General features: G+C 57.0%; 12 protein-coding genes. 6 read left to right on the plus strand and 6 right to left on the minus strand.

The genetic code is table 11. The features are described from left to right. Positions 1–15: 15 nt before the first annotated feature. Entirely contained in the window at positions 16–1548 is a 1533-nt protein-coding gene (locus tag GOX66_RS12180) for a sulfatase-like hydrolase/transferase (protein ID WP_170762989.1), read from the minus strand. A 310-nt stretch (positions 1549–1858) separates the two neighbouring features. Here GOX66_RS12180 and GOX66_RS12185 point away from each other — a divergent pair, with 310 nt between their 5' ends. The 4 genes from GOX66_RS12185 to GOX66_RS12200 are packed head-to-tail and all read left to right on the plus strand — an operon-like array spanning position 1859 to position 5757. Continuing rightward, complete coding sequence (locus tag GOX66_RS12185; RefSeq protein WP_237212575.1) at positions 1859–2971, plus strand: ABC transporter permease; 1113 nt, start codon at positions 1859–1861, stop codon at positions 2969–2971. Position 2972: 1 nt separating this feature from the next. Beyond that, positions 2973–3779 carry an ATP-binding cassette domain-containing protein gene (locus GOX66_RS12190; protein ID WP_170762993.1) on the plus strand — a complete coding sequence of 269 codons (807 nt, stop codon included), beginning with the start codon at positions 2973–2975 and terminating at the stop codon, positions 3777–3779. A 14-nt stretch (positions 3780–3793) separates the two neighbouring features. Beyond that, complete coding sequence (locus tag GOX66_RS12195; protein WP_170762995.1) at positions 3794–5110, plus strand: MlaD family protein; 1317 nt, start codon at positions 3794–3796, stop codon at positions 5108–5110. Further along, positions 5107–5757, plus strand: a complete 651-nt coding sequence (locus GOX66_RS12200) for an ABC-type transport auxiliary lipoprotein family protein (RefSeq protein WP_170762997.1) — start codon at positions 5107–5109, stop codon at positions 5755–5757. Before GOX66_RS12195 ends, GOX66_RS12200 begins: the two co-directional genes overlap by 4 nt. Positions 5758–5801: 44 nt before the next feature. On the opposite strand, the gene GOX66_RS12205 is transcribed toward GOX66_RS12200, so the two are convergent. From GOX66_RS12205 to GOX66_RS12215, 3 genes are all read right to left on the minus strand, one after another. Beyond that, positions 5802–7778: a vWA domain-containing protein gene (locus GOX66_RS12205; protein ID WP_170762999.1), complete on the minus strand. Its 1977-nt coding sequence runs from the start codon at positions 7776–7778 to the stop codon at positions 5802–5804. Further along, complete coding sequence (locus GOX66_RS12210; RefSeq protein ID WP_170763001.1) at positions 7775–8314, minus strand: RNA polymerase sigma factor; 540 nt, start codon at positions 8312–8314, stop codon at positions 7775–7777. Before GOX66_RS12210 ends, GOX66_RS12205 begins: the two co-directional genes overlap by 4 nt. 62 nt (positions 8315–8376) lie before the next feature. Beyond that, entirely contained in the window at positions 8377–9957 is a 1581-nt protein-coding gene (locus GOX66_RS12215; protein ID WP_170763003.1) for an FMN-binding glutamate synthase family protein, read from the minus strand. Between the two features lie 214 nt (positions 9958–10171). On the opposite strand from GOX66_RS12215, the gene GOX66_RS12220 reads away from it, so the two are divergent. Together GOX66_RS12220 and crcB are read left to right on the plus strand one after the other, a co-directional pair. Then, a complete protein-coding gene (locus tag GOX66_RS12220) occupies positions 10172–10579 on the plus strand; it encodes a fluoride efflux transporter FluC (protein ID WP_336509469.1) in 408 nt (135 codons plus the stop codon). Further along, positions 10576–10938: a fluoride efflux transporter CrcB gene (gene crcB, locus GOX66_RS12225; RefSeq protein ID WP_170763005.1), complete on the plus strand. Its 363-nt coding sequence runs from the start codon at positions 10576–10578 to the stop codon at positions 10936–10938. The genes GOX66_RS12220 and crcB overlap by 4 nt, the downstream gene beginning before the upstream one ends. On the opposite strand, the gene GOX66_RS12230 is transcribed toward crcB, so the two are convergent. Further along, complete coding sequence (locus tag GOX66_RS12230; protein WP_170763007.1) at positions 10935–12458, minus strand: DHA2 family efflux MFS transporter permease subunit; 1524 nt, start codon at positions 12456–12458, stop codon at positions 10935–10937. The genes crcB and GOX66_RS12230 overlap by 4 nt on opposite strands. Beyond that, positions 12455–13438 (minus strand): HlyD family secretion protein, encoded by a 984-nt coding sequence (locus tag GOX66_RS12235; protein WP_170763009.1) that lies wholly within the window; start codon positions 13436–13438, stop codon positions 12455–12457. Before GOX66_RS12235 ends, GOX66_RS12230 begins: the two co-directional genes overlap by 4 nt. Between the last annotated feature and the right edge of the window lie 17 nt (positions 13439–13455).

A 13455-nucleotide genomic window follows, 5' to 3' on the forward strand; every position in this document is an offset into this window, starting at 1 on the left:
TACGACGGGATCCAATCAATACCTGGCCTTCGATTTCGGCCCATCCCTTGTAATCGAGTGAAGCGAGAGCGTGTGATCCATATTGCGCATGCGGTGCCGCAACATCTGTCGCCCAAGACGTGCCAGATCACCCGCATACTCGGGGTCTTCGGCGACGTTTTCCATCTCTCCCTTACCGTCGTAGTCAAACAGGATCGGCGGCAAGTCCGCAGCAAACTCAACCAATGTAAACCGCTCGTCCCGCAAAATGCTCAGGCACGAGTCGCTGTTGCCCGTCCCCAGCACCTGCTGCCAAAGCGTTGGGGTTTCCGGTTCTGAAAAATCCAGCTCGCTGAAAGAATAACTGCGCCAATCTTCCGGGATCTGTCCTTGCAGCAGCGGCACCAACGACCGCCCATCCATCGAATTCGGGACCGGCTGTCCAACCCAATCCAGAATTGTCGGAGTGATATCAATGGACTCGGTAGGTACGGAAATCGCAGTGCCGGCCTGGGACTGATTGCCCGGCATCCGGATCATCAATGGCGTGTGATAAGCAGCATCGTACACAGTCATTTTGCCCCAGCTATGACGGTCACCCAACATCTCGCCATGATCGGCGGTAATCACCAGCAGCGTATCGTCGTATTGGCCGCTGTCTTTAAGGTGCTGAATGACGCGGCCGATATGGTGGTCCACCTCTGTCGCAAGGCCCAGGTAAACGGCGCGCAGAGTCTGAATATTCTCGAGCGTCGGCTGAACGTCGTCAAAACCCTCTACGAAATCTGCTGCGGTCTGTTTGTCCATGGTTGGGCCAAAAAACGGGTGCATCGCCCGCTCCTCGGAATCGGCGGGGAAGCCAGCGGGTGCAGACAAGGTGGCCGGATCGTACATCTCATTGTACGGTGCCGGAGCCACCAGCGGCGGGTGCGGTCTGATATAGGTCAGATGGGCAAACCAGTTCTTACCGCTGAACGGGGCTATATTGTTCAGGAACGCATCGGTCAGAAAGGCTGTATCACTGTCTTCGGCGCGATACATGGCGGGATCGCTCAGGCGGGGCTCACCACCGCTTGGCGAAACCGGCTTATGTACGTCCCAGTAATCGTCAAACGCATACCCTTTTTGCATCAGGTGAGACCGCCAGGGATAGGATTCTTCGAGCCTCATTTCGACCACCTCGTGAAACCCTGCCATCGGATGCTCAAACGACGTCAGGATGGGATCATTGGGGTCATGCACGCGAGGATCGGCCGAGGTGTCCGTATAGCCGAACAACATCGGAATATAACCAGCCTTGCGCATTTCGGTCGCTATGTTCGGCGTATCGTGCCGAAGGGGCGCGCCATTGCGTACCGAGCGGTGATTCATCGCATATTGCCCCGTAAGGATTGAAGCCCGCGACGGGCCACACGGGTTGGTCACCGAAAAATGCCGGTCAAAAGTCACGGCTTCATCCATAAAGGCGCGCAGGTTCGGCAGATCGACATGTGCCGCCAATGCACCGTTCAGGCAATCGGCTCGCAACTGATCAATTATGATGAACAGGACATTTCCGGCGTGCTGCATTTCACTTCCCCTGATTCCACAGCTGTGGTTACAGAGCGGACTGTGTCTTGGTTCGATAACTCCGGCAACCGGTTTGTAACAGCGAAGTCTTTTAATGGTTGTGGCGATAGGAGAGGGGTTAAACAGGACCAGAATTATGATCGTCCTTGGCGGCCAAACGATAGGCCGTCGCTGCCCTCAGAACGAGTGCGGATGGTGCATCCTTAAACTGTAACACCGACGCAATTACACAGCGCCAAATACCGTGTGGCGGCAAAAACTCGTTGCAGCTCAATGCAGTTTCACATCACATACGCCCATGACGCAGCCAATGATACAATCGGAACAAGATGCCAACGGCGTTTGCCTGCGGGTTTCGGGTAAGCTGCTGACTCAGTCTCTGGACACCGTTGAAAAGGCCTTTGCCTCGTTTCAGCCGGACCGCGGTGACGTTACCGTAGATCTGACAGGCGTTGAGGCATTGGATACTGGAGGGGCCTGGCTGATCGCGGATTTGGCCAGGCGTGTCAGGTCAGGAGGCGCAAAAGTACAGTTTGAGGGCCTTAGCCCCGCTCATTACGCCCTGCTCGACACTGTGGCAGAAAACATCCCGGACAAACCCGGGGTGGAAGCCGAGCGTCCCGGCTTTGTCGACTGGGTCGCCAGCGTTGGTGCGCGCACGGCCGGGGCGTGGAAGGACACTCTGTCGTTACTCGGGTTTCTGGGCTTGACGCTACATCGTCTGGTTCGCACCATCCTAATGCCTTGGCGCCTGCGCCGCGCGGCGCTGGTGTCGCAGATGGAAGAAACCGGGTTCAAGGCCATTCCGATCGTCGCCCTGATGGGGTTTCTGATCGGCGTCGTGCTGGCCTTTCAGGGCGCCACCCAGCTGAAACAGTTCGGAGCCGAGATTTTTGTCGTAGAACTGATCTCGATCTCGGTTCTGCGTGAACTGGGCATTCTTCTGACGGCCATCATCGTTGCCGGCCGGTCGGGGTCGGCCTTCACCGCGTCAATCGGTTCGATGAAGGTGCAGGAAGAAATCGACGCCATGCGCACACTGGGTCTGGATCCTATCGAGGTGCTGGTCATCCCGCGCGTCGTGGCCTTGCTTATTATGCTGCCGATCCTCGGCTTCATTGCCGACATAGCCGCCCTGATCGGCGGCGGGTTGATGAGCTGGATCGACCTGGGCGTCAGCCCCGGCATGTTCGCGACCCGGTTGAAGGAAAACACGGGCATCTGGCAATTTGCCATCGGAATGATCAAGGCGCCCTTCTTTGCACTGGTAATTGGCGTTATCGCCTGCTGGCAGGCAATGCAGGTCAAGGGCTCGGCCCAGAGTGTTGGCCAAAGAACTACGGCATCAGTGGTGCAGTCCATCTTTTTGGTTATCGCCTTGGACGCACTGTTTTCGATCTTCTTTTCTGAGTTGGGAATCTGACGTGGACGGGGCACAGTTAGAACAAACGTCCAAATCCGATACGCAGCGCGAGGCTGTTATCCGCGTTCGCAACCTGACCAATCAGTTCGGTCCGCAGGTCGTGCACCAGAACCTTAATCTGGATGTCTGGCGCGGTGAGGTGCTGGGGATCGTCGGCGGGTCGGGCACGGGCAAATCGGTCTTGCTGCGCACAATCGTTGGGCTGAACAAACCTGCGGCCGGCAGTATCGAAGTATTGGGGGTCGATGTGCTGAACGGCCCCGAAGACGAGCGCCGCCGCATCGAAAGGCACTGGGGCGTAGCGTTTCAGGACGGCGCTCTGTTTTCCTCGCTGACCGTTCTGCAAAACGTAATGGCGCCATTGCGCGAGCATACAGGCCTTAGTGAAAGCCTGATGCAAGCACTTGGCAGCCTGAAGATCAGCCTGGTTGGATTACCGCAACTGAGCTGTGGCAAGTTCCCGGCCGAGCTGTCGGGCGGGATGCGCAAACGCGCGGCTTTGGCTCGCGCATTGGCATTGGACCCTGAGATCGTGTTTCTGGACGAACCCACCGCGGGTTTAGACCCGATCGGGGCAGCCGCATATGACGAACTGATCGGTGAATTGCAGCATGCTCTGGGTTTGACGGTGTTTATGGTCACGCATGATCTGGACAGCCTGTACGCCATTTGTGACCGGGTCGCAGTGCTTGCAGAAAAACGCGTGCTGGTTGAAGGCCCGATTGAAGAAATGACGAAAGTCGATCATCCTTGGGTGCAGGAATATTTCACCGGCCCCCGGGCGCGCGCGGCGCAAGAGAAGGGGTAGGACAGGTAAAGGCTATGGAAACGCGAGCGAACTATATCCTGATCGGCGCATTCACCCTTGCGGGTATCCTTGGCGCCTTTGGCTTTTTTCTCTGGCTTGCGAAGTTTGAGGTCTCGCGGCAATACGCTTATTACGACGTTCTTTTCGACAATGTTTCCGGTCTGTCTGCCGCGGGCGGCGTCAGCTATAACGGCCTGCCAGTCGGGCAGGTTATTTCGTTGAATCTGGATGACGACGATCCATCCAAAGTACGGGTGAAGTTGGAAGTAGATGCGGATATCCCGGTAACCGAGGATACAATTGCGCAGTTGCAATCCCTTGGTGTGACCGGAGTCAGCTATGTGGAACTGTCCGGGGGTTCTGTCAGTGGCAAAAGGCTGCCGGAAAACAGCGTGATCAAAAGCAAACGCAGTGCCATTCAATCGCTGTTTGAAGGCGCACCGAAAGTGTTGGACGAGGCCGTTAACCTGCTGGAGAACCTCAATGCGGTTGTCGACGACAAGAATCGCAAATCGGTCAGCGACATTCTGGACAATCTCGCCTCAGCTTCCGGTAAGCTGGAAAAAACCCTGTCTGATTTTGAGAACCTGTCAACGGATCTGGGCGGTGCGGCCAAGAAACTCGGCGACTTTACAGATCGACTGGACCAGTTGGCGGATACTGCCGAGACGACTCTGACAACGGGAACGGACACGCTGAATAGTGTGAAAACCGCTTCGGAATCCGCGACCGCCGCATTGGATAGTGCCAAGGGAACAATTGAAACAGCCGATCGTGTGATTCAGGAAGACGTCAAACCCTTCATCGATCGGGCGTCGGCTCTGGCTGAGCGCCTGTCCCGATTGTCAGACGAGGGCAGCGTCGCATTGGCAACGGTCACCGAGACCTTTTTGAACGCAAATAAAACGCTTGGGTCGATCACCGGTGCGATGGAAACCGCAAAGAGCACGCTGACATCCGCAGAACGTGCCTTTGACTCGGCCAATAAGGTCATCAACGAGGACATCGGCACAGTGATGGATGACGTGCGCAATGCGGCAAATGAGGTCGCGGCCACAGTTAAGAACGTCACCCAAAGGCTGGATGACATCTCGGCCGATATTCTAAGCGCTTCAAAGTCCGCCTCGGAACTATTGGGCACCATCGACGGCATCGTGCAGCAAAACCGACGCCAGCTGTCCGATTTCATGCGCGTTGGCCTGTCGCAATTCACACGCTTCATCGAAGAGTCGCAACGACTGGTCATCAGCCTGGATCGTCTGGTGGACAAGGTCGAACGTGATCCCGCGCGCTTCTTACTGGGAACCCAAGCATCGGAGTTTCGCCAATGATTAGGCTTTTTCTTGTGGTTCTTGCGCTGGTGTCGCTGGGGGGCTGCACGGGTCTGGGAACGCTCCGGCAAGCGTCGAAGCCCAATGATCTGTATCTTTTGACGCCGAAAAGTACTTTTTCCTCGTCTCTACCGCGCATTCAAAAGCAGATTGTCGTGCAGGAACCGACGGCCACTGCGGCCGTCAATACCGACCAGATTGCGATTCAGCCGACACCGCTTCAGGTCCAGTATTTGCCGCGGGCCAGATGGGTTGACCGGGCGCCGCTAATTGTTCAGGCGCTGTTGGTCGAAAGTTTTGAGAACAGCGGCAAAGTTGCCGCTGTTGGCCGATCCACTGTCGGGCTGCGCGCCGATTACGTTATCGTCCCTGACTTGCGAGAGTTTCAAGGCCTTGTCGTTAGCGATGTTGAGGACACCAAAACCGTGCGCGTTGAAGTCCGCATGAACATCAAGATCATCGACGAGTTTGAAGACAAGATCATCGCCTCTGACTCATTCCGGGAATTCGTCGTCGCAGCCAGCGACCAGACACCTGATCTTGTCAATGCTTTTGATGTGGCTCTGGGCAAAACCATGCGGGATGCTGTGGAATGGAGCGTGCGCAAAATCAATACCCACGCCGCCAATAATCCCAGACAGTTTTGAAAGGAAAGCGGGCGCAGCCGGATAGCCGGGCCCGCTGGTCAAGCCTATTGGACCAGAGTCTCGGCGAGACGCATCAATGTGACCGCTTCCGCGCGGTATCCGAAAGGGTCAGTGCCTTTCGATGAATTGGCAAGCTCGATCGCGTCCTCATAGGACCAAGATCCCAGATATTCACCACCGCGCAGCAATTGCCCAAAGCCGGCGATAGAGTATGAAAAACGCACATCGTCCGAAGCAACACCTTGCCCCGGTAGGATTGGCTCTTCAATCAACTGACTTTCAGTCGCACCGGGCGTTTTGAAACGCAGTTTGAAATACCCAATTTCTTCCGATCCTTCGGACGCCAGCTGCTCGGTATAGCGCAACGGGCCGTTTCGGATTGCATCGGATCCAACGGGCGTGACTTCGTATATTGCCGTCACGGTATGACCTGCGCCGATGTCACCAGCATCCACCTTGTCATTCGAGAAATCTTCTCTCCGCAACGCGCGGGTTTCATATCCGATCAGACGATATTCGGCAATTTGAACCGGATTGAACTCAACCTGGATCTTCACGTCATTAGCAATCGGGAACAGCGCTCCGGTCAGTTGATCGACCAGAACTTTGCGTGCCTCGCCCAGCGTATCGATATAGGACGCCTGCCCGTTCCCGTTCTGCGCCAGTGCCTGCATGGTTGCGTCATCGAGATTGCCCCGGCCAAAGCCCAGAACACTTAGGAAGGTGCCACTGTCGCGTTTGCGGGCAATGAAGTCCTTCAGAGTATCAGGATCGGAGAGACCGACATTGAAATCCCCATCCGTGGCCAGGATCACGCGCGTCACTTCGCCGTCCTCAGCCATGCTATCGGCCACCTGATAGGCCTGCTGCAATCCCGCCTGCCCGGCGGTCGATCCGCCCGCCTCCAATTGGTCCAGGGCGGTCAGGATCTTGTTTCGATCTGAGGCCGCCGTAGGTTCCAGCACCTGTCCGGCGCTGCCTGCATAAGTGACAATTGAAACCTGATCCTCGGGCCGCAACTCGGACAGTAAGAGACGGAAGGATTGTTTCAGCAGCGGCAGCTTATTCACATCCTGCATGGACCCCGACGTGTCGATCAGAAAGACGAGGTTCAGCGGCGGGCGATCCTCGATCTGCGGCAGTGCGCCCTGAATACCGATATGGACAAGCTGTGTGTCTTCGTTCCACGGCGTCGGCGTTACGGTGATCGTGGGACGGAACGGCGCGCCCTCTTCGGGCGTGGGATAGGAATAAGGGAAATAGTTCACCATCTCTTCGACCCGCACCGCATCTTTCGGCGGCAACCGACCGCGCATCAGTGAGGATCGGATTACTGAGTACGAGGCCGTGTCTACGTCAATTGAAAAAGTCGACACCGGGTCTTCGATTGTGACTTTCAGAGGATTGGTGTCGGCGTTGGCAAAGGCTTCAGTGTCCGCCTCTGGGGCTATTCTCAAATCGCGCGGAACCGGAGCTGGTGCTATCGAAGGGGCTACCTCATACAAAGTTCCGCCTGCAATTCCGGATTCCAGTGTCGCGCCCAAACCACTGGTTCGTTGTTTGCTCGTCTCACGTTCTCGGGCTGGCGATTGCGGCGCAGTGGAAATGGCGTCTGCAAACTGCTCTTGCGGTTCCGGAGTAGCGGCCTCCGGCAAAGCGGTCACTGTTTCTTCCTGGTTTAAGTCGTGTTCAGTGTCTATCAGTTGGCTTTCGGTTCGGCCCGTCGGATTGACAATGTAATCCCGCGTCTGCGGCAAGATCACGACGAGCGCCACGGCGGCAATTGCGGTTGTCGCGGTCAGGGCACCGCGGTGCGAGAGGGCATTCAACATGGATTTCGCTCCTTCTGTCAGGCGGGCCTTCAGGCCTCGCTTGTCAGTCAGACGAATCGCAGAGCCCGATCCTTGGGCGCGCACGAAAATTTTCTGCGACTGTTCCAGATTTTCGGCCCTCCGCTGCGCATCGGGTGTCGGCGTCGCGGCGTCCATCAGCGTCTTCAGCTTTTCAAGATCGTCTGTCATGGTGCCAGCTCCTCTTGCCGCAAGGCGCGCAGGCGTTTCCGGATATCCGACATCCGCCAGGACACGGTGCCCTCAGAGACACCCAGCACCTCGGCGGCTTCGGCATGGGTCATCTCGTCTTCCAGAGTCAGGGCCAGCGTATCCTGCAACTCCTGGGGCAAGGACCGCATGGCGCGCTGCAACCAATCCACCGCTTCAGCCGTTTCGCTCGCTTCGGCGCGGCGCATTTGTTCAAAATCACCCCACCCCACAGCGGCCCTGCTGTGGCTGGCCTGGCGACGACGCGCATCTTCGGCGGCGTTGACAACCACACGATACAGCCAGGTGGTGAACTTCGCCTGCGCGCGAAACCCGGAGATTTTGGCGGGCAAGGCGGCGCAAATGTCCTGCGTCAGATCCTCGGCCTGATCGGCGCGCCCGGTCATCCGGAAGGCCAGACGAAAAACCCTGTCGTAGTGTCGCTGCAGAAGGATCGCGAATGCCTCAGCATCCCCCTCTGCAGCGGCCTTTGCCAATTCTTCGTCCGATGTAGTCATTCGCATCACAGTGTGTAAGACGGATCAAAAAGGTCGATCCTTTGCGAAGCACGAAAATAAAATCAGAATCGTTCTGCTGAAGCCAATTCCCAATCTTCTGCAAAGCCTTCGGGGATTGCCTCTGTCAGCAGAACGCCCTCATCGATAAAGGTGTAGAGCTCCGCATATGACAGTTCACGCTCATCCGCCGTGCGGCGGCGGATATCGGCAGGGCGCAGCTCCGAAACCTTTTCTTTACCCATGGCACCAAGAAGCTCACGAAAGCTTTCCAGAGTGGCGTCGTGGAACCGATGCACCCTTTTGCGCTTTTGCGGCACGTGCACAGCCCGGCCACGAATCGGATCCTGCGTGGCCACGCCCGAGGGACAGCGGTTCGTGTTGCATTGCAGGGCCTGAATGCAACCGACGGAGAACATCATCGCCCTCGCCGCGTTGCACATGTCGGCGCCAAGAGCAATCTTCTCGACCATGTCATAACCGGTAGCGACCTTTCCTGAACAGATAATTCGGATTTTGTCGCGCAGCCCCACACCGCGCAGACAATTATTGACGAAGATCAGGGCCTCGTTCAGTGGCATGCCCAATCGGTTGGTGAATTCGACCGGGGCCGCACCGGTACCCCCTTCTGCGCCATCAATTGTGATGAAATCAGGCAGGATACCCGTTTCCAACATCGCTTTGCAGATCGCCATGAACTCGGACCGTCTGCCAATGCACAGTTTGAACCCGACGGGTTTGCCATCCGACATCTCTCGCAAATGCCGCACGAAATGCATAAGGCCGGTAGGACCTTCGAAAGCCGAATGGATGGGCGGCGAAATGACGTCTTGGTGTTCCGGGACGCCACGGATTCCCGCAATCTCCTTGTCCACCTTGGCCGCAGGCAGAACACCGCCATGCGAGGGCTTGGCGCCTTGCGACAGCTTGATCTCGATCGCCTTGACCACTTCTTTCCTGGCCTTTTCGGCGAACTTGTCCTTGTCGAACCCACCCTCGGGCGTGCGGCACCCGAAATAGCCGGTACCGATCTGCCAGATGATATCGCCGCCTTCGGCCAGATGGTGCGGGGAAAGACCGCCCTCGCCGGTGTTATGCGCAAAACCGCCGTCCCTGGCCCCGCCATTCAGTGCCCGGATCGCATTGGCGCTAAGCGCACCAAAACTCATGGCGGACACGTTCAGGCGCGAGGCGCTGTAAGGCTTTGAACATTGAGGACCACCCAAAGTGACCCGTTCTTCGCTTTCGGACACGTCCTTGGGTGCAAGCGAGTGGTTCGCGCGGTGGTAACCTACGGTCATGATATCGTATTGGGTGCCGAAGGGCTGGGTATCGACCTGCCCCTTCGCTCGGGAATAGACAAGCGCGCGCGTGATTCGGTTGAATGGGCGTCCGCTTTCGTTGGTTTCCACGAAATACTGCCGGATTTCCGGGCTGACAAATTCCAGCATGTACCGGAAATGACCCAGCACCGGATAATTGTTCAGCACGTTGTGCTTTGTGGTCAGCATGTCATACAGGCCGATCAGGGCGTATGGGATCAGAAGAACCAGCAACCAATAAGCAGGCGGCCAGAAATACCCCCACAGCAAGGTCAGCGGCAGGCAGACGTAACTCAGGATGTAATAGAGTCTGCGTACAATCATTCGTGCTCTCCCAACGTGTTGCCCACCAGACCTGAAAAGACAGGGTTTCATTCGGCAACCGTGGAACAAATCGACTTTTGATTGCAAGCGTTTGTGCCCGACATCACGAGATCGGATGAATTTGTGAAGCAATTACCGGGTTTGGCCCAGGTTGATCCGTCAAGCGGCAAATTGTATGCCCAAGGAAAGGCAAACTTGGGCAGGATCATCGGCCGTGACACAGACTCGACCCGCAGTCCGGACCACTGCTGTCATGTTCCTGGCCGTATTTGTAGGCGGCGCTGCAGGATCGCTGCTGCGCGAGGGGTTCGCGGCGCAAATCCCCGGCGCACCCATACTGACAGCCACATTCGGCATCAATGTCGCAGCGTGTTTCATACTCGGCTGGCTCTATTCCATTCGGCATCGCGTTCATGCGCACATACTGCATTTGGGTGGCGTTGGGTTTTGCGGCGGTCTATCGACCTTTTCCTCCTTTGCCGCTGAACTCGAGCGTATGGCAGAGAACAACCTCTGGAGCGCGGTTTCCGCCGCCACGCTGGAAATTGTCTTTGGCCTCGCTGCTGCCATTGCGGGCGAAGCTATCGGACGGCGGATTCACCTGCGGAGACCACCGAAATGAGCGAACTGTATCTGCACGCCATGTTCGGTCTGGGCGGTGGTCTGGGCGCGGTGCTACGCCATTGGATGGCGTTGCGGATCACTCATGATCTCCCCTTATCAACGCTGGTCGTCAACATACTGGGCAGTTTGCTGTTAGGGTTGTGGATCGGATACCTGGGCGGACCCGTCGAGATGGGCGAAGAAGAAAAGCGGCTGGTCTTTGGTTTTTGCGGTGGGTTCACCACATTTTCCAGTTTTGCCTATCAATCGCTGGAGTTGAGACGAGAACGCTCGATTGCGCTGGCCGCAGGGAATATCCTGCTAAGCCTAGTTTTGTGTTGGGCGGCGTTATGGCTGGGTCTTGTCCTGATGCGCTAATGCGCGGGCACAGGCGCCTGCGCTCCAGGTTTGGGCGCCTTGCAAAAGAATAAAAACGGTATCGTCGCCAAAGCCAGCAAACCCAGATTGTTGAAAACAGTCAGATAGGAAATAAGCTCTGCCTGACTGGCGATTTCCTGCCCCAGAATGGCTGCCCCTTGCGCACTATCAGGTGTCAGGCCAAGCGGCTGCAGATAAGCTTGCGCTGCGGGGTTGTACGGTGTCACGTTTTGGCTAAGCACAGCCGTGTTTGTCTGTAGCCCGCGCACGATCCACGTTCCCACCAGTGAAATTCCGACCGATGACCCAAGCTGCCGGGTTACGTTGAACAGACCCGAGGCTTCATCCTGCCGGGACTTTGAAATACTTTCGAAGGCAAGGATCGACATGGGCACAAATACCAGCCCCATGCCCAGGCCGCTAACGGCCCCTGGCCAAGCCAATTGCCAGAACCCGGCATTCATATTCAATGCCCCCAGCATGAAATTACTCACGGCTGTCAACAACATGCCCACCCCTGCAAGCACCCGAGGATCAAATCGCGTTACCAAAACGGCCCCCGTGCCAACCATCGAGATTCCCGCAGCGATACCGCGCGGGATAAACAGGTGGCCAGACTCGATGACGGGATAGTCCAGCAGATTTTGCACAAAGGTTGGCAAGATTGCGATGCCGCCAAACAGCGAGATGGCGAAACCCGCAATGACCAGATTGCACAAAGCAAAATTGCGATCCGCAAACAAGCGCAGGTCGACGACCGGCTGTTTTGTAGTCAGCGCGTGAAAAACGAACCCAAGCGCACCCAGTACAGAGGCGATCACCGCCACCTGAATGACACGCGACGACAGCCAGTCCTTGGTCTCGCCCTGATCCAGTACGAATTGCAAACAACCGATCCCGATGGCCAACAGCGCCAGCCCCGTCCAGTCAATCCGGACCTCTTCGGTTTCGTCATCCGGCAACTCTCCGGCCAGCAGCAACAACGCCATGGCGGCCACCGGCAAGTTGACGAAGAACACCATCCGCCACGAGAAATACTCTGTCAGGATCGCCCCGATTGTCGGCCCCAAAACCGGCGCAACCACTACGCCAAGGCCGAATACAGCCATTGCCTGCCCGCGTTTTTCACGTGGGAACGCGTCGAACAGAATGGATTGCGACAATGGAATAAGGAAGGCTCCGAACATGCCCTGGGCCAGGCGAAAGATGACTATGGTCTCCAGACTCCAGGACAGGCCGCACATGACGGACATGGTGGTGAAACCAGTAATGGCGGTCAGGATCAGCCTGCGCCGCCCGACCCGGCGGGCGACAAAGCCGGTTAATGGCATGATCACTACAGCCGAAACTATGTAGCTGGTCAGTATCCACGTTGCCTGATCTGTTGTCGCGCCGAATGCGGCCTGAATATGAGGCAGTGCAACGTTGACGATCGTACTGTCCAGCACCTCGAGAATGGCGCTGAGGACTACGGCGATGACAATCACCGGATTGACGCGGCCTGCCGCCGAAGCTTTCATTTCCCGGCCTGATCTACTGTCGTATCCACCGTTACTTTACTACTGCCTCCCACGCGCAGTGGTGCGTCGGTTGGATCGAGTTCGATGCGAACGGGAAAACGGCGTGTAACCTTGACCCAGTTGCCACTGGCGTTCTCGGACGGCAACAGCGAGAACGTATCTCCGGACCCGCGCCCAATTGATGCCACTTTGCCGGTCAGGGTCGTCCCCGGAAGCATATCGACCTGAACTTTCACCGGTTGGCCCGGACGGATGCGCGGCAAGGAGGTTTCCTTGAAGTTCGCGTCTACCCACCAATCCGAGGATTCGACGATTGAAAACTGCGGAGCATTTGCAGCCACCGCCGACCCGGGGCGCAGAGTCAGGTTGGCAATCCAGCCATCCGCCATTGCATAGACATTAGTCCAATCCAGATCCGCCTGCGCAATCTCAAGCTGGGCGCGGGCTGAGAGGACATCGTCCTGCTTTGCGGCCAGCCCACTTTGCAGCGCCAACAGGGCGGACTGGCTGGTGGTCAACCGGGCCGAGGCCTGCGCGAATTCCGTGGTCGCCTGATCCAGTGAAACCTGCGCGACATCTCCATCTGAAAACAGCGCCTTTGTACGTTCAAAATTGCTTTTTGCTGTATTGAATGCCGACTGGGTGGACTCGACGGCCGCCTCAGCCGCCGTGATCTGGGTGGAATAGGCTTGCGCCTGTTGCATTGAACTGTCCAGATCGGCCTGGGCCTGGTCCACCGATGCCTTGAATTGCGTGTCGTCAATTGTGAACAGCAGATCACCGGTCTTGATCTGCTGGTTCTCGGTGATCGGGACCTCGGCGACCTGACCAGTCACCTGTGCTGCCACGTAAATGATATTCGCGCCCACATAAGCGTCTTTGGTCGTCGGATAGCGCTCTTCATGGCGCCAATACAGCAACAGGCCAGCTGCGATTGCACCCAACATCACGACAACAGCTACAGTTTTCAGAGATTTCATGGGTGAGGTCCGTTACC

The organism is Ruegeria lacuscaerulensis (assembly GCF_013031245.1).
Classification (GTDB): Bacteria; Pseudomonadota; Alphaproteobacteria; order Rhodobacterales; family Rhodobacteraceae; genus Ruegeria; species Ruegeria lacuscaerulensis_C.